A 22,907-nucleotide genomic window follows, 5' to 3' on the forward strand; every position below is an offset into this window, starting at 1 on the left:
ATTCTACAAACATTAACTGAAAAATAAAAATTATAATATAATAAATCAGTTAATCTCAGAGAATCCAAAGCCTAAGTACGGAATAAGTCAAATAATAGTTGAATTTTTAATAAAGTTCCATCAATGCGTTTCATAATTTTATCCCTTTTATTATTCCTATCTTTAGGACTCACTTCGTTTTTTCATCCAATACATTTATCGGTATCAGAAGTTAATTTTAATCAGGAATCTAAATCTATAGAAATATCGTCAAAAGTATTTATAGATGATTTGGAAGACGGAATTGTTAATATTGGAGGGCCGCGGCTTCATTTATTTACAGAAAATGAAGTGGAAGATAGTGACCAATGGATAAAAAAATATTTTGATAAAAACTTAAAGATTAAAATCAACGATAAAGATGTTGCTTTTTCGTGGGTGGGGAGAGAAACGGATCAGAAAAGAGATATTCAAGCCGTATGGGTGTATTTGGAAGTTTCAGGAATTCGAAAAGTGAAAAATATGGAACTTGAAAATACCTTATTGTACGATGTGCATGAAGATCAAAGAAATATGTTACATTTAAAATGTAACGACACAAAAAAAAGCTGGCTATTCGATTTAAAGAAATCTATTGAAACAATTCAATGGTAAAAGTTGATTAATCCTTAAAATGATTTTATATTAAATAAATAAACTAGAAATAAAATACTGATGATTGCTTTGTATGTAATTTAATCCATTAGTTTTTATTACAACGTTAGCTCATTTACTCTCAAAAGATTTTCTATGAGACCGCAAACATATAAACTATTAAGAACCTTACTCTTATTAACTCTTGTATTTATAGTAGGTTTAACAGACGCACTTGCTACACATATTCGTGCAGGTGACCTTACCATGAGAAGAAAACCTAATGGTGGGGAAAGAGAATATATCATCACTGTTATACTTTATAGAGATGTCAATGGTGTGCCTGCTGGTGAAGGTTTAATTGATTTTGGCGATGGAACAGAACCTATTTTTGTTCAAGCTAATAATTTAAATCCTGGTGATTACACTGAAGATGGAGAGACACAGATCTTAATTTATCAAGCTGAACACAATTTTCCATCTAACGGAACATATAAAATAAGCTATTTCGAAAGAAATAGAAATCAAGGTGTTCGAAATATGGATATTTCATCCGAAACACCATTTTTTATACAATCAGAATTTTTGATTAATCCTGTTTTAGGTCTTAATAGTTCTCCTGTATTATTAATTCCCCCAGTGATCAAAGGGGCAATTGGTCAACGATTTGTCCATAATGCTGGAGCTTTTGATGTAGACGGTGATAGCTTATCCTATCGTTTGACGGTTTGTTTGCAAGGAAGAGATACTCCTGTACAAAACTATAGATTTCCGGACGATCCTAATGAAGAATGGTCAAAGGTAACTGAACAATGTGAAGAACCTGCAGATTTTAGAATTGATGAAATTACAGGTGATTTGATTTGGGACGCTCCTTTTGTTGCAGGACAGTACAATGTGGCCTTTTTTGTAGAGGAATGGAGAAATGGAATTTTAATCGGTTCTGTGAATCGTGATATGCAAGTGATTATTGACGATATCGTCAATTTAAGACCCATTATTGAAGCACCTGCTGATACCTGTGTAGTTGCAGGAGATCCAATATTAAAACAAGTATTTGCTTATGATCAATCCAATGCTCCTTGTTACAATACAGATTCAACATTGGATTGGGGGCCTCATAGAGTGTCTTTAAGAATCGCTCAGAAAAGTGATGCTGTACCTATTTCTCCTTATTCCGAAATGGATTTCAATGTTGTGAATGGTGGAGTGAACGATTCTGAAGCAACTGGTGCATTCTCTTGGACGCCTCAATGTTCAGATGTTCGTCAAGAACCTTATAAAGTAACTTTTAGAGCATTAGATCATCCTAATTCTAGAAATCAACAATTAGGTACTTTAGAAAATTGGCATATTAGAGTATTAGGGCCACCTCCGACAGGGCTTGTTGCTACTCCTCCGAATTCTACTGAAATAACCAATAGAGATATTAAAGTGACTTTAAATTGGGATGCTTATAATTGTGAGGGTGCCGATAAAATAAGAATTTACCGTAAAAAGGGTTCCATTGATTTCAACCCTGAATGTGAAACAGGTTTACCGGCATGGACAGGATATGAATTTGTGGATGAGGTAGATGCTAATACGACTTCCTTTGTGGATAGGACTGTTCAACAAGGAGCGAATTATTGCTATAGAATTTATGCTACTTTTGGTCGTCCACAAGGAGGAGAAAGTGTTGCTTCCAATGAAGATTGTGCTTTTATACCTGATGGAGCATATATGGTCCAAGTAGATGTTGAAGAAACTAGTGAGGATAATGGAAAGATGAATCTTCGTTGGACAGTTCCTCAAGACTTAACACCAGGTAAAGTACCTTTCTATAATGTTTATAGAGGTGAAGGAAACGAAAGATTAGATGATAGTGAATATCAAAAAATTAATTCGTCTTTAATAGCAGGACAGGATACCACTTTGATGGACATTCTCATCAATACAGATGAAACGCAATTCCATTATTTAGTGGAGCTTTTAGAAGGAACCAATACCTCTGATGCTGTAGCTTTTGATACTACTTTACTGGCATCAAGTACTCGATTAAGAAGTAATCCAGCTCTTGATTATATTGATTTGATATGGGAAGCAAATGTAGGTTGGAATTTAACACCTGATACTGTTGAGGTAGGAGTTAATAAAGTGGCTGTATATCATAAAATATATCGTAAAATTGAAGGAGATGAAACAAATTTCAGTTTATACGATAGTGTATTTGTACATACGGAAGGTTTACGTTACAGAGATAATGGAAAACCAGATGCTCCTTTAGACGATAAAAAATTATATACTTATTACATCGAGACCATAGGCTCTTTTGAAGTTCCTGAAATCGCTGAACCACTAATCAACCGTTCTCAAGAACTAACGGTAGAACTACTAGATACTATACCTCCTTGTCCTCCAACTCTTCAATTAACTAATTATGAAGAAGGGATAAGAATGGATAGTTGCTTGATAGAGCCATTTAAAGATGGAGATAAACTCTGTAATAAAGATCGTTTTTCTGTTCAGTTAGTATGGAGAAATATGATTGGTGCTGATTGTGATGATGATATAGTGAAATACAATATTTATTATAGTAGAAGAGCTTCCTTCTCTAAAAATGAATTTGGTGCTCCAATAGCAACCATAGATCATCCTATTGGAGTGCCATTAACTTCTCCAGTATCTTATTTAATTGATAATAGAGAATATGTGGAAGGATCTTATGCCGTTGCAGCAGTCGATGATTCTGGCAATGAAAGTATTTTAAGTAATGTAATCATTCAAGATAATTGTGTGTATTATGAATTGCCAAATGCATTTACACCAAATGGCGATAATTATAATGATACTTTTATTCCAATGCGTTGTCCTAGATTTGTTGAGGGTATAGAATTTACTGTTATCAATAGGTATGGAGCGAATGTTTATTCTTACAAGTCCGTAGAAAATGATGGTGATATTGAGATAAACTGGGATGGAAAAGATAATAATGGTAACGAATTAGAACCTGGTAATTATTATTATAAGGGAACCTTGAAAACTTATCGTTTAAAAGCTGAGGATGAAAAGGTAGAGATAAAGGGAAGCTTTGTGATAATAAAAGGAAATTCATCTCAATAAAATTGACATAAATTTATAAATGAAGGTCATCTTAAGGGAGATAATCCCAAAAGATGACCTCTATTTTTTTGATCTCAAAAAACTAACATTACTTGATGAGTACCCTTGAAATTGAAATTTGAACAGGTATTCATTTAAATACTCCTTTAATACCAAAGATTCTCCTAATATTTTTCGCTTAACTCAAATTATTATAATAAATAAACAATCATTTTTTTTAATTTTGATCTTCCTTGAATTATAAACTAATCAACATGAAACTAAAGGTAATTATTAGTGGTGGAGGTACAGGAGGACATATTTATCCTGCAATAGCGATAGCGAATGCTTTAAAGGCTTCTAATAGCGATGTAGATATTCTGTTTGTAGGTGCTGAAGGTAGAATGGAGATGGATAAAGTTCCTGAAGCAGGCTACGAAATTGTTGGTTTACCTATTAGTGGTATTCAAAGAAGATTGACATTAGAAAACCTGAAATTTCCTTTTAAATTAATCAAAAGTTTGTGGAAAGCAGGTGAGTTGATTTCTTCTTTCAAGCCTAATGTTGTCATTGGTGTAGGTGGTTATGCTAGTGGTCCAATAATGTGGATAGCACAGAATAGAAAAATACCTACTGTAATTCAAGAGCAAAATGGATATGCAGGATTAACCAATAAAATTCTAGGAGGTAAAGCAGAGAAAATTTGTGTGGCCTACCCTAATATGGAATATTATTTTCCAAAAAGAGTGATAGAATTTACGGGTAATCCAGTACGTCAAGATATTGTAGATCTATCTTCCCAAAAAGAGGAAGGATATAAACAATGGGACTTCTCTTCTGATAAGCCAGTTTTATTTGTTTTTGGAGGATCATTGGGAGCTTTAACACTAAATGAATCCATGGCAAATGGCGTTGATAAATTACTTGAAGCAGGTGTGCAAATCATTTGGCAAACGGGTAAATATTATCACGAAAGATATCATCAAAAATTTGGTGGAAGAGAAAAAGAAGGTTTACATGTTGTTGCTTTCATTAAGGAAATGGAAAAAGTATATGCCATTTCAAATGTGGTAGTAGGTAGATCAGGTGCCTTATCAATTTCTGAATTGTGTTTGGCAGGGTTACCAACTATTCTTGTTCCATCACCTAATGTCGCAGAAGATCATCAAACTAAAAATGCTATGGCGTTGGTAAATGAAGGAGCGGCGATTTTAGTAAAAGATGTAGATGCGAGAGCGCAACTAGTAGATGAAGTTTTGACTTTAATTAATGATAAGGAAAAACAGGCATCATTAAGTCAATCAATTTTAAAATTAGGGAAACCTAATGCAGCTAACGATATCGCTGCTCAAGTGATTAATGTAGCAGAAAGACACTATAAAAAGTTTAATTAGAATGTTACCACCGTATATATATTTTTTAGGAATAGGAGGGATAGGAATGAGTGCATTGGCCAGATGGTTCAATGCAAATGACATAAAGGTGAGTGGTTATGATAAAACAGCAACTGATCTAACAAAGCGTTTGGTTTCTGAAGGTATCACTGTTCATTATGATGATTCGATAGAGGATCTTCCTCAAGAACTATTAGCATACGATAAGAAAGATGTTTTAGTGGTGTACACACCTGCAATACCAAATACCCATCAAGCAAAAAACTATTTGATAGAGCAAGGATATACCTTGAAAAAAAGAGCTGAAGTTTTGGGTATGATCACTCAATCTAGTTTTACAGTAGGTATAGCAGGAACACATGGTAAGACGACTACTTCATCCATGTTATCGCATATTCTTACTCATGCTGGAAAAAACTGTTCTGCATTTTTAGGTGGTATATCAACCAACTACAATACCAATATGCTTTTAGGTGATAGTAACCGAGAAGATCATATTGTAGTTGTTGAAGCAGATGAATTTGATCGCTCGTTTTTACAACTATCACCAAACATTATTGGAGTGACAAGTTGTGAAGCAGATCATTTGGATATTTATGGTGATGAAGCCTCAGTTTTTGAATCTTTCCAAGAATTTATCAATAAATTACCTAAAGACGGTAAATTATTTTTAGAGGCTAAAATTGATAAATTAAGTGGACAAAAAGGAGTTACTCAATTTAACTATGGTTTAACTTCTGGAAATACTTTTGCCCATCAATTAGAGATAAAAGATGGGAAATTTATTTTTGATGCCACTTTCCAAAATGGCGTAGAAATTAAAGAAATTAATCTATCTCTTCCGGGTTTTCATAATGTTGAAAATGCTTTGTTAGCGATGTCAATAGCTCTTGAAGTTGGCTTAACTCCAGAAGATGTGAAAGAAGGTATTACGACCTACAAAGGTGTAAAGAGAAGATTTGAAAAGTGGGTAGATACTGAAAATAAAGTATATGTAGATGATTATGCACATCACCCTACAGAAATTACTACTTTTATAAAGTCATTAAAAGCCCTGTATCCAGAAGAAAAAGTAACGGTTATCTTTCAACCACATTTGTATTCCAGAACATCTGATTTTGCAGATGGCTTTGGAAAAAGTTTATCATTAGCAGATGAAGTATGGTTATTGCCATTATACCCTGCAAGAGAAGAATTTGTGGAAGGAGTAAATTCCGAAATGTTAATGGGTAAAATCTTACATGATCAAAAAAAGATTGTGGAAGATGATCAATTACTCAACGAAATTCACGAATTTAAGGGTAGAGTTATAGCCACTGTTGGTGCAGGGAATATCGATCGTTTCACTTCGCAAATTGCAGACATACTTACTTCAAAATGAGTAGAATTAATACATTAAAGCATTTTTTAAATCAAAAAGGAGTAGTAAGCTTACTATTAGTTATTGTACTGATGCTTATTTCTATTGTTTTTGCATTTACACATTCTGCAGAACAATCTGAAGGAGAGCTTATTATTAACGTTTCTAACTTTAATGCTCCACGCTTTGTGGAAGATACTGAAGTAAAAGATGCTATATCTAAAATGAATTTGGATAAAGCAGGGGTGAAGATCAATTCTATAAAAGATATTGAACAAAAATTGAATGAAATTCAGTTTGTGAGAGAAGCCCAAGTGTCTAAGGATATCAAAAATAATTTAGTCATTGATATCGAACAAGATAGACCTATTGCAAGGGTAATTACTCCATCAGGAAAATCAACATATATCAATCAAGATGGCAAACTGATTGGGCTATCAAAAAAATATTCTGCTCGAGTTGTATTAATCACTGGAAAAGGTGCTGAGAAGCTATTGGATAAAAAGTTTTTAAAGGAAACAGCTTATGGAACTAGCTTTTTGGAATTTGTTAATACACTAAGTAATGATCGATTTTGGAATGCTCAAATTACCCAATTAGAGATACAACCTAATATGGATATAGTAGCTTACCCACAAGTAGGAAAAGAGAGAATAGAATTTGGTTTGCCTACAGGTTATACCAAAAAACTGGGTAAGCTAAAATTATACTATAATTCAATTGTAGCCAATAAGGGTTGGAATGTTTATAGGAATATAAAATTGCAATATGAGGGACAAATTGTTTGTAATTGATTAATTTACAATTTGAAATATTTGCTTTTTTAGGAACATATTTAGAAATTTTGTTCCTTAAAACGAATTTTTTAATGAGTAACTCCTCCAAAATATAGATTAAACCCGCAACGTTACTTGTCAAAATACACTTTGAATATGGAAGAAAAGATTATAGTAGGGCTAGATATAGGAACAACTAAGGTGTGTGCCGTAGTTGGTAGAATGAACGAACATAATCAGTTGGAGATATTAGGCCTTGGTCATGCAGCTTCTGAAGGAGTTCGTGATGGAACGGTTAGTAATATTGCTAAAACTACTGAAGCGATAGATCAGGCAATTACAGATGCAGAAAATGATTCCAATATTGAAATAAATGTTGTGAATGTCGGTGTGGCAGGTAAGCATATCAAAAGTTTTAGACAACATGGAAGTATTACTCTTCCTCATCAGGAAGATGAAATATCTGTAACAGATGTGGAAAGATTAACGAATGATATGTACCGTGTGATTACAGAACCTGGTACAGAAATTATTCATGTTCTTCCTTTGCATTATACTGTAGATAGTGAGGAAAAGATAAAAGATCCTGTAGGAATGGCTGGTGTAAAATTGGAAGCAGATTTCCATATTGTTACTGCAAACAGCAATTCTATTCGAAATATTACAAAATGTATTGAGAGAAGTAACTTAGAAAACGATCAAATGATGTTGGAACCTTTAGCATCAAGTATGGCCGTACTTTCTGAGGAGGAAAAAGAAGCAGGTGTTGCAATTATCGATATTGGAGGAGGAACAACTGATATTGCAATATTCTATGATGGTATTATCAGACACACAGCGGTAATTCCATTTGGAGGCGATATCATCACTTCTGATATCAAACAAGGTTGTGCAGTAATGCAAAACCAAGCAGAATTATTAAAAGTGAAATTTGGACAGTCTATGGCTGCCAATACAAAAGATTCTGATGTAGTAGAAATTCCTGGAATCAATAATAGAACACCAAAAGAAGTATCTATTAAAAATCTTGCTTACATCATCGAAGCGAGAATGGAAGAAATTATTGATCTTATTTCTGCCGAATTGAAAGATTCTGGTTATATGGACAAATTAGCTGGAGGTTTAGTATTAACTGGTGGAGGAGCCAAACTAAGAAATCTTCAGCATCTATTTGAATATAAAATTGGATTGGATACTCGTATTGGATATCCTATCGAATTCCTTGGTAAATCTCATGGTTCTGATAGAGTAAAAGATCCAAAGTTTGCTACAGCATTAGGATTGGCTTTGGCTGGTTTTAAATCTATTGATGAAAGAGATAAAAACCGTCCAAGAAGCATTTATCAACAGCCAATTCAACAAGAAGAAAAGAAGAGAATCTCTCAAGATAAATCAAAAGTAGTCGAACCAACAAGCCCTCGTGGAAAGAACATTTTTTCTGACTTTTTACAAAAAGCGAAAGATTTGTTGATCGATGACTATGATGATGATGAAGATTATAAAGATTAAATTGGATTTTTTCAATACTCTTAGGACTAAGTACTAAAATTATGTAATTTCATATCAAGGAATTGTAATTTTTTAGAGATTGTTCTAAGAATAGTATAATCTTTCGATTATTGCTATTAATTTAGCAGTAATTATTTGTAATAGAATTTACGACCTTTTGTAAGGTCTTTAAGAATAAATTTTTTGAGTCTATGACTGAAACGAGCTACGAGTTTGATATGTCTAGCAACCCTGCTGCTAACAAAATTATCAAAGTGGTTGGTGTTGGTGGAGGAGGCGGTAATGCTGTCCGACACATGTACGAACTTGGAATTCACGATGTGGATTTCTTTATCGCTAATACTGATAAGCAGGCTTTAGAATCTAGTCCTGTTCCTAATAAAGTACAATTAGGCCTTGAGTTAACTGACGGCCTCGGTGCAGGTGCAAAACCTGAAATCGGAAGAGAGTCTGCATTAGAAACTAAGGATGAAATCAAGCAATTTTTATCGAATGGTACTAAAATGGTATTTATCACTGCCGGTATGGGTGGTGGTACAGGTACTGGTGCTGCTCCGGTAATTGCTGAGATTGCTCGTAGTTTAGGTATCCTAACTGTTGGTATTGTTACAATGCCTTTCAGGTTCGAAGGAAAGCCTAAAGAAAGACGTGCCTTAACTGGTATCGAAGAATTAAAAGAACACTGTGATACAGTATTGGTTATTTTGAACGAGAAACTGAAAGAAGTTTATGGTCGTTCATCTATGCGTGAAGCATTCTCTCAAGCAGATAATGTTTTAGCAAGAGCTGCAAAATCAATTGCAGAAATCATTACTGTTGATGCATATATCAACGTCGATTTCGAAGACGTTAATACTGTAATGAGAGAAGCAGGTACTGCTGTAATGGGCTCATCAATTGAATCAGGTGAAGACCGTGCAATTAGAGCTACTGAACAAGCAATCGCCTCTCCATTATTGAATAACACGGATATTACTAATGCTAAATACATCTTATTATCATTAGTTGTAAGCGATTATGACGATCTTGATATGGCTGAATTGGAGCAAGTAACAACTTACATCCAAGACAGAGCAGGTGAAGAAGCGGAAGTAATCTTCGGTGTTGCAAAAGATGAGTCTTTAGGTGATGCTATCAGCGTTACTGTTATTGCGACAGGTTTCGAAACTGATAACGAGTTACCTAAGGGTGATTTTTTTAACAAAGGGGAGTCTGGCTTAGGTAGAAAAATAAATACACCTAATGTAACTAAGCCTGAACCAGTAAAAGTAGAGGTTGAAGCACCTCAAGTTGTTGAAGATTCTCCTGAAGTGAAAGCTGAGGAAGAAATTTCGGCGGCTCCCCAAACAAGCGAAGTTCAAGAAGAAAGAACAAAAACAGTTTATTCTTTAGAGGATGATTACGATGCTCCTACTCCTGAAATTAAAAAATCAGAAAACGAAGAAGCATTAGAAACTCCATTTGAAGGTCGATTATCTAGTTATAAGAAAATTGACTCGATGAAAGATATCTCAAGTGAAGAACTGAAAGATCTTAGAGATGTTCCAGCTTATTTGAGAAGAGGAGTGAAATTGAATTCATCAAAAGAAGAAGAATAGAACACTATAGTTTTATAAATTAAAAAAGGTCGAAGATTTAAGTCTTCGACCTTTTTTGTGTTTTATATACCCTTGTAGAGGAGAAGTTATATTATGTTTCGTCCCTGGCATATTCGGAGGGGTTGCACCCCTCCTTGTGTAAGTGAGAAGAATGATGTTCCTTATTCGGTATGAATATCAATGTTTTAGATACTTTATCTTTAGTTATTTACGAGGGTGATACAATCTAGTTGAAGGTTTTAATGTCCTCATATATTCGGAGGGGTTGCACCCCTCCTTGTGTAAGAGAGATGAATGATATTCCTTATTCGAAATGAATATCAATGTTTTAGATACTTTATCTTTAGTTATTTACGAGGGTGATACAATCTAGTTGAAGGTTTTAATGTCCTCATATATTCGGAGGGGTTGCACCCCTCCTTGTGTAAGAGAGATGAATGATATTCCTTATTCGAAATGAATATCAATGTTTTAGATACTTTATCTTTATTTTATTTACGAGGGTGATACAATCTAGTTGAAGGTTTTAATGTCCTCATATATTCGGAGGGGTTGCACCCCTCCTTGTGTAAGAGAGGTGAATGATATTCCTTATTCGAAATGAATATCAATGTTTTAGATACTTTATCTTTATATTATTTACGAGGGGTTGCACCACCTCGTAGTAATTGTAGAGGTGTATATTAAAGCATTTATTTTATCACCTTACCTTTTACCTCTTACTTTATAATTATCCCTAGCAATAAATCAATGGGCCTTTGATACTCCACTTTTAAAAAAACTCTCCTTATTCCCTATTAGTTATTACTTAAAACCGAGCGTTAGATTAGAAACTCCTAATTCCTATCTCCTAATTCCTAATTAAAAACGAGCATCAATATTGCTACCTGCTACCTAATCTACGCTTTCGTCTCCGTCACCGCTTTCCTATTCGTATAAATCAAATTCAAAATAGAACCTGCAACCACTAATAGCATTCCCATAAGTACTTGCCATGAGAAGAATTCGCCAAATAATAAGATACCGTAGGCAACACCATAAATTACACTACTGTAGTTCATACTAGCAACTGTTGCTGTATCATCATCAGATTGATATGCTTTAGTTAAAAGGATCTGACTAATTTGTGATAAGATACCAATCGCTAATAAGGCCACCCAATCCCAACCTGCAGGAGTGGTCCATTCAGTAAAATAGCACCAAACTCCCGTTAAAGGAACGGCGATGAATGGGAAGTAAAATATGATGACCACCGGATGTTCTTTGCCTTTTAATTTACCTATCGCTGTATAAGCCCCTGCAGCTGCAAGTGCACCTAGTACAGAAACAACAAGGTAGAACATATCAACATCTGGGTCGAAACCTTTAATAACCACTACACCTACAATAGATAAAATGAAAAATAGGTATTGGATAGGTTTTAATGTTTTGTTTAAGAAGAGCACTGCTAATACTGCAGTAAAAAGAGGAGCTAGATTTTGTAAGACCACTGCTGTGGCTAATGGTAGATTTTGATAACTTGCAAAAAGTAATACCATACCTAAAGTACCTACAAAACCACGAGTTAATAACCATCCTTTGTTGTTACCCCATACGTTTACGTTTTGTCTTTTCAGGGTTACGTAACTGATGACGAATGCAATCAATGCTCTAAAAAATACGATTTCTTGAGGAGGAATGTGATTAATAACTTTCACAATTACCTGCATACTCGTTATGACGAAAGCAGATAAAAGCATTTGTTGAGAACCTTTGCCTAAATGTAGTTTCATGTAATTATTTGTCCATATAAAAATTGGTTGACCAAAAGTAATGTAAAAAATGTGAATTATTCTATTTCATTGACATTTATCAATAACTATTTATGATTTCAGGGTGTAAATTGCCATTCATACTTGAATATGAACTGAATGCACTCAAATAATCATAAAGAAACTTGTTACCACTGCGGGGAAGATTGTGTCGATGAAATCATAACAAATGATGAAGGAAAGAAGTTTTGTTGTAATGGTTGTCATATGGTATATGACTTATTACAAGAGAACAATCTATCTGATTATTATCGATTAAATAATCAACCTGGAGTACAACAAAAAGGACGCTCTCAAAAAGAAAAATTAGCTTACCTAGACGATGATGTTATCCGCAGTAAACTGATTGATTTTACAGATGGAAACATCGCAAAACTGTCTTTCTATCTTCCTCAAATACACTGTTCATCATGTATTTGGCTCTTGGAAAAACTGCCTGAATTACACGGAGGCGTATTAGAATCTAAGGTCAATTTCTTGAAACGTGAGATCTATATCACTTTTGAAGAAGATAAAATCACCTTAAGATCTTTAGTAGAGATGTTGATTAATTTAGGTTATGAGCCATTAATCAACCTTGATGATCTTGAAAAGAACAAAAAAGAGAAACAAAGAAGGAGTCAGGAGAAGTCATTTTACATTAAGTTAGGTGTAGTTGGTTTTTGCTTTGGTAATATCATGATGCTTAGTTTTCCTGAGTATTTAGGAATTACCGTAGAGGATAAGGATTTTATTGATCTATTCGGTTACCTTAATCTGATTCTAAGTTTGCCCGTATTTTTCTATGGGGCTAAGGATTATCTGACATCCGCTTGGCAAGCCATCAAACACAAAGGGGTAAATATTGATGTCCCTATCTCACTAGGTATTTTTGCCTTATTCTTAAGAAGTGCTTTTGAAATTTTGATGGAAACAGGAGCAGGCTACTTAGATTCTTTAGGTGCCTTAATCTTCCTACTTTTAATTGGTAAGTGGTTCCAACAAAAGACATTTGATAATATCTCCTTTGAACGTGATTATAAATCATATTTCCCAATAGCAGTCACTAGAATTGTCAAAGGGGAGAAAGAAAATATTCCATTAAGTAAGCTAGAGATCAACGATACACTAGAAATCAGAAATGGAGAATTAATACCTGCCGATGCGATCTTGAAAAGAGGAGATGCTCAAATAGATTACAGTTTCGTGACAGGTGAATCTAAACCTGTGGGTAAGAAATCGGGTGATTTATTATATGCAGGTGGTAAGCAAACTGCAGGTGTGATTCAGGTAGAAGTGACCAAAGAGGTATCACAGTCGTATTTAACGAGACTTTGGAATGAACAAACGTTTACGGAAGAAAATACAGCGGACTTCTTACAATCTAAGACCAATGTGATTAGTAAGTGGTTCACTTTAGTTATTCTATTAGTCGCGTCTATTGCTGGTGTGTATTGGTGGAATGTGGATGGACCCACCCATGCGGTGAATACCTTTACAGCAGTGTTGATTATTGCTTGTCCATGTGCATTGGCCTTAAATGCTCCTTTTGCATTAGGTAATGCGATGAGAATAATGGCTCGTTTCGGTCTTTATGTGAGAGATGTTCGAGCTGTAGAAAAAATGGCCAGTGTTAATCACTTAGTATTTGATAAAACAGGCACGATTACTTCGGCTAAAGAGCAAGGAATTAATTTCGAAGGCGATGTACTTTCCGATCATCAAAAAGCTATGGTTTATGCCTTAACTTCTCAGTCCACTCACCCGGTGTCAAGCAGAATTGCAGACGTTATGAAATCATTTGATCAAAAATTATCAGTAACTGATTTTAAAGAGGTCGAAGGAAACGGAATTGAGGGTATCGTAGATGGTGTACCTATGAAAATGGGTAAAGCAGCTTTTGTTTCTGCTGAAGGATTTGGTAAGAAAACATTCCAAACGGTTTCCTATGTTCAAATAAATGATGAAGTGATTGGTCGATTTACCTTAGCACAATCATTAAGAAAAGGCATTGATAAACTGTTACATTATTTAGTAACGAAGGGCTATGGTATTTCATTGTTGTCAGGTGATAACTCATCGGAGAGAGAAAGGTTGCAAAAGATCTTTCCTGAAAATACCGAAATGAAATTTGATCAATCGCCAAAAGATAAGATGGATGATATTCAATCACATCAATCCAATAAAAAAACAGTATTGATGATTGGTGATGGCCTAAATGATGCAGGTGCTTTGAAACAATCTGATGTAGGTATTGCTGTAGCGGAAGATGCTCATCAATTCTCACCTGCTTGTGATGGTATTTTAGCTGCCAATAGAGTGAAAGATCTCAACAAATACCTCCGTTTTTCTAAAGCTGCAGTTCGAATGGTGTATGTTGGGTTCGTCATCTCATTCTTTTATAACATTATAGGGTTAAGCTTTGCGGTTCAAGGAAATTTATCTCCATTAATTGCTGCGATATTGATGCCTTTAAGTTCTATTTCTGTGGTACTTGTCGGCATGATGGGTACAACTTGGGCAGGAAGAAAGTTTGTGATCAATAACTCTAATAATTAGAAAAATCATTTGAGGTTGTATCCTCAAAATGTTCGAAAAATATAGTGGTATGGAAGGTATGTACCCCCAAGGTACATACTTTTTGTACCCTTTTTTGTATCTACTCTAAATGATGTTGTATCTCTAATTGTATGTTGTACACTTTTTATTTTAATGAAGATTCTAAATAGGTTTGTCATCAGGTAGCAACAAGTTTAACTTCAGTAATATCCAAACTTACAATCAGCTACTATTCTTTTATTTACAATCTAACTATCAAAAAGATGAACAACATCTACAAGAAGTTCCTCATTGGACTTTCTGCATGGCTCATGACGATGATGCCATTTAGCGGAGCTATGGGTCAGATTGACTCTGGCGCTCCTTATGCGACAAAAGACCACGGAAAACAAGTCATCGGTTATGTCCCTAACTGGGACGCTTGGAAAGGTCAGGATTTCAACATTCCGAAAGGTTCTCTCAACCACTACAACATTGACTATTCTCAGTATACTATTTTAAACTTCTCCTTTTTTGGAGTGGCAGTCGATGGTTCTCTACATAGTGGAGATTTGAGAAACAAACAAATCTATCAAGAAGGTACAATTCAACAACCGGGCGATTTGCTTCATCCCGACAAGTACTCTTCTCACGATCAAGCAATGGTTTTAGGTTTCCCTCAAGAATTTTGGGGATGGGACGATGTCCTTTATGAACTAGGTTATGAACCAAAACCAAGTGGAGCTTACAACGGTTGGATTAGAACAGCTACGGGTGAGCAAGGCGAATGGCCTTTAACAGAATATCCATCTCCGGGTATGATTAAAATTGCACATCAATATGGTGTGAAAGTAATGGCGTCTATTGGTGGATGGTCGATGTGTAAGCATTTTCCTGAAATGGCAGCAGATCCAGTTAAGAAAGCAAGATTCATCCAAGATTGTGTTACTCTTGTAGAAGAATATGGATTTGATGGAATCGATATCGATTGGGAATATCCAGGTCCATTTGCAGGGATGAACTTTACAGGCACGGAAGACGACTATCATAATTTCACTCTTTTGATGCAAGATATTAGAGCAGCCATCGGACCAGACCGTTTGATTACAGCAGCTTTTTCTGCAGCTCCAACTAAATTGAAAAACTTAGAATGGGCAGAGTTGGATAAGGTGATGGATTACTACAATATGATGTCATATGATTTTCATGGTGGTTGGTCAGGTATTGCGGGTCATAATTCACCTCTATATCCTTACCCTGGAGAAGAGTGGGGAGATTTCTCATGGCATACGACTTTCTCTTACATGAGTGATTCTTTAGGAATCAATTCTCAGAAAATATGTATGGGTATGGCCTTTTATGGTCGTGGTGTGGTAACTGATGGACCAGCAGGTGTTAACGTTCCAACAATCAAAAAAGACGTGACTTTCTCTGTGGACGGTCCAGTATCTTCTGCAGCCGATTTAAATAACTGGGGAGCAACGGAAGGTTCTCCATACTATTTCCAAATCAAAGAGGCAATTGCTTCTGGAGGTTGGACAAAGCATTGGGATGATAATGCGAAAGTTCCTTACTTAACGAAATCAGCTGGAGGAAATAATTATTTCACTTCTTATGATGACGAACAATCGATTACTCTAAAATCAGAATATATTAATGATAATGATATCGGAGGTGTAATTATCTGGCAGGTATTTACTGATTGGAATGTAGGTCCAGAAAATGGAAAAGTGGGTACTTATCCATTATGTCCGACAACAGTACCTGAATTGGCTCATGTTGTAAACAAAGTTTTTGCAGAAGGATCAGGTCCATTCAACCCTGCACCAGTGGTAACTATTACTTCTCCGGCAACTATTGATACTCCAACTTTAGAGGATGTTACATTCACATTCACCGCAACAGACGACGTTGCAATAGCTTCAGTAGAAGTAACTGTCAATGGAAGTGCGGTTACTCCAACAGTCAATGCAGGCACCTATGAAGTAACTTTCACTCCTTCCTCATTCGGAGAGCAAGCCATTGTTGTAACAGCAACAGACGATCTTGGAAAGACGACAACTAAAACTGCATCGATCTTAATTAACGATACAAACGTTCCTAATCAAGCACCAACGGTTACTATTACATCTCCGACGGATGCATCTACTTTAACAGTAGCTACTTTGGAAGCTATAGAAATTATTGTTGATGCTCAAGATACAGATGGAACGGTTGAATCAATTGCTATTGATGTAGATGGACAATCTTTTACAGCGTCACCGGCTTCATGGACTCCATCAGCATTTGGTCAGTTTACTATTAATGTGACAGTAACTGATAATGATGGTGAAACAGCGACTGCTTCATCTACTATTACTATAGAAGAAGATGTTGATACAGGAGGAGGAACTGGAAATTGTGATGCTCCAGAATATGCTGCTTATCCTGCAATTTACAACTCAGGTGATGTCGTAAGTCATGAAGGTGTGCTTTACGAGGCCCAAGTAAACAATTTGTATAATGTAGTTCCGGGAACGGCAGAACACTGGTGGAAAACATTAGGACCATGTGAAGTTGGTCCAATTGCTCCAACAGTATCATTTGCTACTTTGGTATCAGGAACGATCATGCAAAATACGTTACCATATATCATTGATTTAACAACAAATAGTACTGACGAAGACGGAACTGTTGCTTCAGTGGTAGTTACTGTAAACGGTACTGCAGTTTCAGGTGATACTTACAGTGCAGAAGCTTATGGCGATTATGAAATCGTTGCAACGGCTACAGATGATACTGGTTTGACGAGTTCAACGACTGTCAATATCACTTTATCTGAAGTACAGCCAATAGCACCAACTGTAACCTTAACCTCTCCAGGTACAGAGACAGTGCAAACAACGCTTCCTTATTCTTTCACTTTATCATCAACATCAAATGATGAGGATGGAACAATTGCTTCAACAGTATATACTGTAAACGGTACTGAAGTATCAGAAGGAACTTATGAGGTAACCGCTTACGGTTCTTATGTTGTAGAGGTAACAGTAACCGATAATGATGGTTTAACAGCTTCACAATCTGCAACAGTTATTGTAGCAGAGGTGCCTGATGTAGTAGATTGTCCTCATCCAGTTTGGGAATCAACGGCAGTTTATACTGGAGGTAATCAGGTGGTGCATAATGGAAAAATCTATAGAGCGAAATGGTGGACTCAGGGTGATGAGCCAGGTAATGGTGATCCTTGGGAAGATACAGGTGAAGTATGTGGTAATGGCGGTTTAGGTGATGTTGTCCCTACGGTTGCCTTCTTACATCCAGCAGGAGATACGTATACTTCACTCACAACAATTGATATTGAAGTCGATGCTCAAGATGAAAATGGGGTAGTTTCTGATGTAGTATTAAATGTAGATGGAACTTCGGTAAATGGAAATAAAACAACATTTACTCCAACAGCTTTTGGTAGCTACACAATTACTGCCACTGCAACTGATGCACAAGGAAACGTAACTACAGTAACTAAAGTGGTACAGTTTACACAATCATCAGTAAATGATGTGAACCCAGACGGTACCATTAATTTGACAGGTCCATTTGCTCCAGCACCTTCAGGATCTCAAAGAATTATTGGTTATGTTCCTACTTGGAAAGGAAGTCCTGGCGATTTGGATTACACTAAAGTAACTCACGTAAATGTTGCTTTCTTAACCTTCTACCAAAACAACCCAGCAGGATATAATTCTCCGTCTTTCACCAATGGGGAGTTTAGCGATGAGTCATTGCATGTATTGGATTCTTTATTGCCGATCATCGTACCGAAAGCACACAGCCAAGGAGCTACAGTATCCATCGCTTTAGGTGGAGCGGAAGATTTCGGTTTCCTGCATGTAATGGAACAGTATAGAGACAACCCAGCTGTCATCGATGCTACTGCAGATAAGTTGATTGCCTTTGTAGATAAGTACAACTTAGACGGTATTGATTTGGATTTAGAATGCTGGTGGGCTGACCCTGCAATTTCAGGAACAGCAGAACAAGGCGGTCGTACAAGAGGAACAGATCAGTGGGGTGGTGAAGTAGAGCAAGGTGCACATCCTGCATCATACGGTCTAACTTTACTAGCGAAAATGATCAGAGCGAAACGTCCATCTATGATGTTATCTAGTGCTGTTTTTGCGACTCCTTGGTATGGCAATAACTACGATGCAGATCTAGTAGCTTACTTGGATTGGTTAGGGTTGATGACCTATGATTTCACAGGATCATGGAACGATTCACCTATCGGACCGCACTCATCTCTTTACGATGTAGACAACAGTAAATATACCAAAGCATCTGATGCTAACCCGATCTATTCAGTAGAAACATCTCTTCGTTATTGGTCAGGTACATGGTCTACTTGGCAGGGATCTGGTCATGGAGTAGATAAGAATAAGTTAGCAATTGGTGTACCTTTCTATGGTTATGATTTGTCAAGAACCAAAGCAGAAACAGGACAGGGAGCGAATGGATTCTACTTCATAGGTTATGATGAAATCTTAGATTTATACCCGAACGCAGATACTTCTTATGATCCAAACGATGCCAACGGATTGAACGGATATGTTGGATTAGACGGAAGAGAAATCTATTTCGAAACGCCTAAAGGTGCAGCGGCAAAAGTAGCTTACTCAAGAGATAATGGTTTACAAGGAACAATTATCTGGGAGCTCACTTTTGATACTCAAGATGCATCAAAGAGTCTTTTAGTTGCGATGAACGACGTGTTGGCTCCAAGTGGAACTAGACAGTTGATTGCTGATCAATCTTTAGAAGAAAAATTACTTGAGGTGTCAACTTATCCAAATCCATTTAATGATTTAACTACTCTTCGTTTTAGTACAGAAGAATCAGGTCAGTTAAGTCTACAATTATTCAATCTTCAAGGAGGTTTAATTTCAGAGATGCAACAAGTCATTGATGAAGGAAACAATCAATTGAAGTTGGACGGATCGAAGTTGCCTTCGGGAGTTTATATAGTGAAAGGACAAGTGGGTAATCAGCAGTTTATTAAGCGAATTATCAAAAAATAGAATAACGATTGACGAAAATAATTTAGTTCATTAAAGTTAGATAGAGGCAGGGCATTTGTTCTGTCTCTATCTTATTACTACTTTAATTAAAGATTTTACCAGCTATTTAAGTTTCAAATAAGTCATTGATAAAGAAATCGATAATTGTATTCTAGAAATAAAAACTTATATTAGGGTAACAACACAGTTAAAAGCGATTTCTCAACACAACTAACTTTAATGAATACCTTCAGTCTAATGAATAAGGTAGCGTTGTATTATTTTATTACAATCTGTTCTACCTCGTTCGGATACGATGCAACAAATAATTCTACTGTACCAACCAAACTAACTGCACTAAAAGCTAAGCAAGGATTATCTCACAACAACGTTACGGCTTTAGTTCAAGATAAATACGACATCCTTTGGGTAGGCACAGAAGACGGATTAAATATGTACGACGGCAATAGCATCACGTCGTTTCAAGACAACTCTGAAAAAAAGTTGACTTTTAACTCTATTCGAACTTTAGAGTTGGATCCACTCATGAATAAAGTTTGGATTGGCACCAATGGCTCCTTGGAGTTTTATGATTACGAAAGAGATAATTTCTACCGGGAACATATTACTTCGAACCATAATACCATAGAAGATGTTTGCAAAATTCTTTGGGATGATGATTTGAATAAGATTGTCGGCGTCTCTAATCAAGGAGTCTTTAGGGAAAGTAAAAATGGATATCGATTAATTTCCAAGGAAACTTCTCAAATTAATTCGATTGAAAAAATGGACAACCTTCTTTTTGTGGCAACGGAAAGTGGGGTGAGTTTATATGACTTAATATTGAATCAATCCATCCAACAATATCAATTTGATGATTTAAATGGAAAACAGATTAAAGTGTTAGAAGTTTTTGATCATTCACTCTATTTAGGAACAGCTCAAGGAGAAATTTATCGATATGAGGATCATCAGTTAGTACGATTGGCAGATATTGGTCACTCTATTAAGACAATTACGAAAGATCAGAAAGGAAATATTTGGGTAGGTTCGGAAAGTAATGGAGCGATGATTTTGACACAGGGAGAGGAATTGCAACATCAAAAAATATTGAATAAAAAGATATCTTCTAAAACTATCAATACAATTTATGTGGGGAATGACAATATTGTCTGGCTGGGAAGCTTTGGTAATGGATTATTGCAATGCAATTTAAACGATCCTTTCTATACTATAACAGAAGGTGAAGGAAATGAATTGGGACTGAAAAATGGGAGTGTGACAAGTATTTTGAACGATGATGAGAAAATATGGATAGGTACCGATGGTGGGGGACTTCATCATGTGGATTTACAAATGATGAGCACCAAGGTCTTCTTGCCTTCTAAAAGTATTCTTTCGCTAAAGGAAGTGAATGGTATTTTATGGGCAGGCACCTATAAAAATGGTCTGTATTTTAGTCGGGATAAAAAGAATTTCCAAAAATTAAAGCTGTTTGATGATCAAGGAAATACTATCGAAAAAGAAGTGGTCTGGGATATTTTGGTCGATAACACCACTTATTTATGGATGGCTACATCAAATGGTATATTAAAATATAATCTCCATACGAAAGAATTAAACCGATATAATTATCAAGAAGATAATCCGAATTCATTATCAAATAATGATTGCCGTAAAGTATTTAAAGATATCAAAGGGGATATTTGGATAGGGACATTTCATGGATTGAATCGTTACAGAAAAGAATCAGACGATTTCAAGAGACTTTATTTTAATAATAAAGAGGAGGATAATATGAACATCAATAATGCAATATTATCTATCTATGAGGACGATAAATTGAATTTTTGGGTAGGTACTTTCGGAAAAGGATTGTGGCGACTAAACAGACAAGAAGATTTATTTGAGGTTGAAGAGATAAATACTGCCTTGCCAAGTCTGTTTATTTATAGTATTGAAAGTAGCGAAGGGAATAACCTATGGCTGTCGACCAACAAAGGCATTACTGTTTATAATACTAAAACCAATACTATTCTAAATTATAATGCTGCAGATGGGTTGCAAGGACCTCAATTTAATGTTGGAGCATCAGCAAAATTAAGTGGAAAGTATTTGGCTTTTGGGGGTACGAATGGAGTGAATATTTTTAATCCTAATAAGGTATTGAATACAAGTGTTAAACCTTTGAGGCCTATTATTAAAAATGTTATTGTTCATTCATCAAAAGTACCTTTCAATACTAAAAAAGTAATCTATAAAAATCATCTAATCCTATCTCCTGAGGAGAGGAATTTCTCTTTTGAGTATGTGGCGGTTGATTTTAGACAAAATCATAAACAAGAGTATCAAACAAGGTTATTGGGATTTGATAATCATTGGCAAACCACAAAAAGCACCTCATCTATATTGTATTCTAACTTTTCTCCCGGAGAGTATACTTTTCAAGTGCGAGCAAGATATCCTCATCAAGAATGGGGGGCAATACAATCTTTTAAACTTCAACTATTGCCCTACTTTTATGAAAGGCTAGAGTTTAAGTTGTTTTGCACTTTATTGTTACTGATTATGGGTGTTTTCGTCTATCGATGGACGATCAAGAAGATGGATAGAAATAAGATGAAGATGGAAGGTATTATCAATGATCGATTAAATGTTTTGATTTCAGAGGAACAACTACTGTCTGATATTGAAAATCAAAAAGCAGATTTGATAAAAGAAACACTCGATAAAAGAGAAAAAGAGTTAACCACTCATGCCTTAAGGTTGCTTCATTTAAATTCTTTGATTGAACAACTCGACGATAAATTACTACACCTACAACAAAATCCAGAAGAATTTACCATCAATAAAATAAAGAGTATCCGAAGAGATATAAAAAATGCCGAAAATTTAGAGAAGGAGTGGGAAGTGTTAAATCAATTATTTGCAGAGGTGAACCAACCTTTTATAAAAGAACTACAAGAGTTAAATAAAGGATTAACCGATGGTAATTTGAGGTTATGCTATTTAATACGCTTGAACATGAGTACGAAAGATATTGCCTCTATAATGGGTATATCAATAAATAGTGTGAAGGTAGCTAGAAAGCGATTAAGAAAGCGTTTGGATTTATCTTCTGATGTATCGCTGAATGATTTTATTCTAAATTTAGGAAAATAAAAAAGAGGTGAGTCATAATAATGACCACCTCTTTCGTGTTAAATTAAAAGT

General features: G+C 35.5%; 11 protein-coding genes. 10 read left to right on the plus strand and 1 reads right to left on the minus strand.

Going from position 1 to position 22,907, the window contains the following annotated elements; all coding sequences use genetic code 11:
* Window positions 1-123 precede the first annotated feature (123 nt).
* The 7 genes from MY04_RS00150 to ftsZ all read left to right on the plus strand — a co-directional run bounded on the left by MY04_RS00150 (window position 124) and on the right by ftsZ (window position 10,330).
* Window positions 124-633, plus strand: coding sequence for a DUF6702 family protein (locus tag MY04_RS00150; protein WP_066204558.1), 510 nt, complete (start codon window positions 124-126; stop codon window positions 631-633).
* Window positions 634-768: 135 nt separating this feature from the next.
* Window positions 769-3,714, plus strand: coding sequence for a gliding motility-associated C-terminal domain-containing protein (locus MY04_RS00155; protein ID WP_066204561.1), 2,946 nt, complete (start codon window positions 769-771; stop codon window positions 3,712-3,714).
* A gap of 254 nt (window positions 3,715-3,968) precedes the next feature.
* Window positions 3,969-5,087 (plus strand): undecaprenyldiphospho-muramoylpentapeptide beta-N-acetylglucosaminyltransferase, encoded by a 1,119-nt coding sequence (gene murG / locus MY04_RS00160; RefSeq protein ID WP_066204564.1) that lies wholly within the window; start codon window positions 3,969-3,971, stop codon window positions 5,085-5,087.
* Window position 5,088: 1 nt separating this feature from the next.
* On the plus strand, window positions 5,089-6,468 hold the full coding sequence (murC, locus tag MY04_RS00165; protein WP_066204567.1) for a UDP-N-acetylmuramate--L-alanine ligase: 1,380 nt from the start codon (window positions 5,089-5,091) through the stop codon (window positions 6,466-6,468).
* The gene (locus MY04_RS00170) at window positions 6,465-7,241 is read left to right on the plus strand and encodes a cell division protein FtsQ/DivIB (RefSeq protein WP_066204570.1); all 777 of its coding nucleotides are present in this window, start codon (window positions 6,465-6,467) and stop codon (window positions 7,239-7,241) included. Before murC ends, MY04_RS00170 begins: the two co-directional genes overlap by 4 nt.
* 138 nt (window positions 7,242-7,379) lie before the next feature.
* Entirely contained in the window at window positions 7,380-8,732 is a 1,353-nt protein-coding gene (ftsA, locus tag MY04_RS00175) for a cell division protein FtsA (protein ID WP_066204573.1), read from the plus strand.
* Window positions 8,733-8,923: 191 nt separating this feature from the next.
* Entirely contained in the window at window positions 8,924-10,330 is a 1,407-nt protein-coding gene (gene ftsZ / locus MY04_RS00180) for a cell division protein FtsZ (RefSeq protein WP_066204575.1), read from the plus strand.
* Window positions 10,331-11,229: 899 nt separating this feature from the next.
* On the opposite strand, the gene MY04_RS00185 is transcribed toward ftsZ, so the two are convergent.
* Window positions 11,230-12,102, minus strand: coding sequence for a DMT family transporter (locus MY04_RS00185; protein ID WP_084005706.1), 873 nt, complete (start codon window positions 12,100-12,102; stop codon window positions 11,230-11,232).
* 138 nt (window positions 12,103-12,240) lie between these two features.
* Between MY04_RS00185 and MY04_RS00190 the strand changes: the two genes are divergently transcribed.
* The 3 genes from MY04_RS00190 to MY04_RS00200 all read left to right on the plus strand — a co-directional run bounded on the left by MY04_RS00190 (window position 12,241) and on the right by MY04_RS00200 (window position 22,856).
* A complete protein-coding gene (locus tag MY04_RS00190) occupies window positions 12,241-14,679 on the plus strand; it encodes a heavy metal translocating P-type ATPase (RefSeq protein ID WP_066204581.1) in 2,439 nt (812 codons plus the stop codon).
* Window positions 14,680-14,942: 263 nt separating this feature from the next.
* A complete protein-coding gene (locus MY04_RS00195) occupies window positions 14,943-19,715 on the plus strand; it encodes a glycosyl hydrolase family 18 protein (RefSeq protein ID WP_066204584.1) in 4,773 nt (1,590 codons plus the stop codon).
* A gap of 219 nt (window positions 19,716-19,934) precedes the next feature.
* Complete coding sequence (locus tag MY04_RS00200; RefSeq protein ID WP_084005707.1) at window positions 19,935-22,856, plus strand: two-component regulator propeller domain-containing protein; 2,922 nt, start codon at window positions 19,935-19,937, stop codon at window positions 22,854-22,856.
* The last annotated feature ends 51 nt before the right edge of the window (window positions 22,857-22,907 follow it).

The sequence above is a fragment of the Flammeovirga sp. MY04 genome (assembly GCF_001682195.2).
Classification (GTDB): Bacteria; Bacteroidota; Bacteroidia; order Cytophagales; family Flammeovirgaceae; genus Flammeovirga; species Flammeovirga yaeyamensis.

Coding starts and splice junctions, on each gene's coding strand:
- MY04_RS00150 (WP_066204558.1), top strand. CDS start 124: ATGCGTTTCATAATTTTATCCCTTTTATTATTCCTATCTTTAGGACTC.
- MY04_RS00155 (WP_066204561.1), top strand. CDS start 769: ATGAGACCGCAAACATATAAACTATTAAGAACCTTACTCTTATTAACT.
- murG (WP_066204564.1), top strand. CDS start 3,969: ATGAAACTAAAGGTAATTATTAGTGGTGGAGGTACAGGAGGACATATT.
- murC (WP_066204567.1), top strand. CDS start 5,089: ATGTTACCACCGTATATATATTTTTTAGGAATAGGAGGGATAGGAATG.
- MY04_RS00170 (WP_066204570.1), top strand. CDS start 6,465: ATGAGTAGAATTAATACATTAAAGCATTTTTTAAATCAAAAAGGAGTA.
- ftsA (WP_066204573.1), top strand. CDS start 7,380: ATGGAAGAAAAGATTATAGTAGGGCTAGATATAGGAACAACTAAGGTG.
- ftsZ (WP_066204575.1), top strand. CDS start 8,924: ATGACTGAAACGAGCTACGAGTTTGATATGTCTAGCAACCCTGCTGCT.
- MY04_RS00185 (WP_084005706.1), bottom strand. CDS start 12,102: ATGAAACTACATTTAGGCAAAGGTTCTCAACAAATGCTTTTATCTGCT.
- MY04_RS00190 (WP_066204581.1), top strand. CDS start 12,241: ATGCACTCAAATAATCATAAAGAAACTTGTTACCACTGCGGGGAAGAT.
- MY04_RS00195 (WP_066204584.1), top strand. CDS start 14,943: ATGAACAACATCTACAAGAAGTTCCTCATTGGACTTTCTGCATGGCTC.
- MY04_RS00200 (WP_084005707.1), top strand. CDS start 19,935: ATGAATACCTTCAGTCTAATGAATAAGGTAGCGTTGTATTATTTTATT.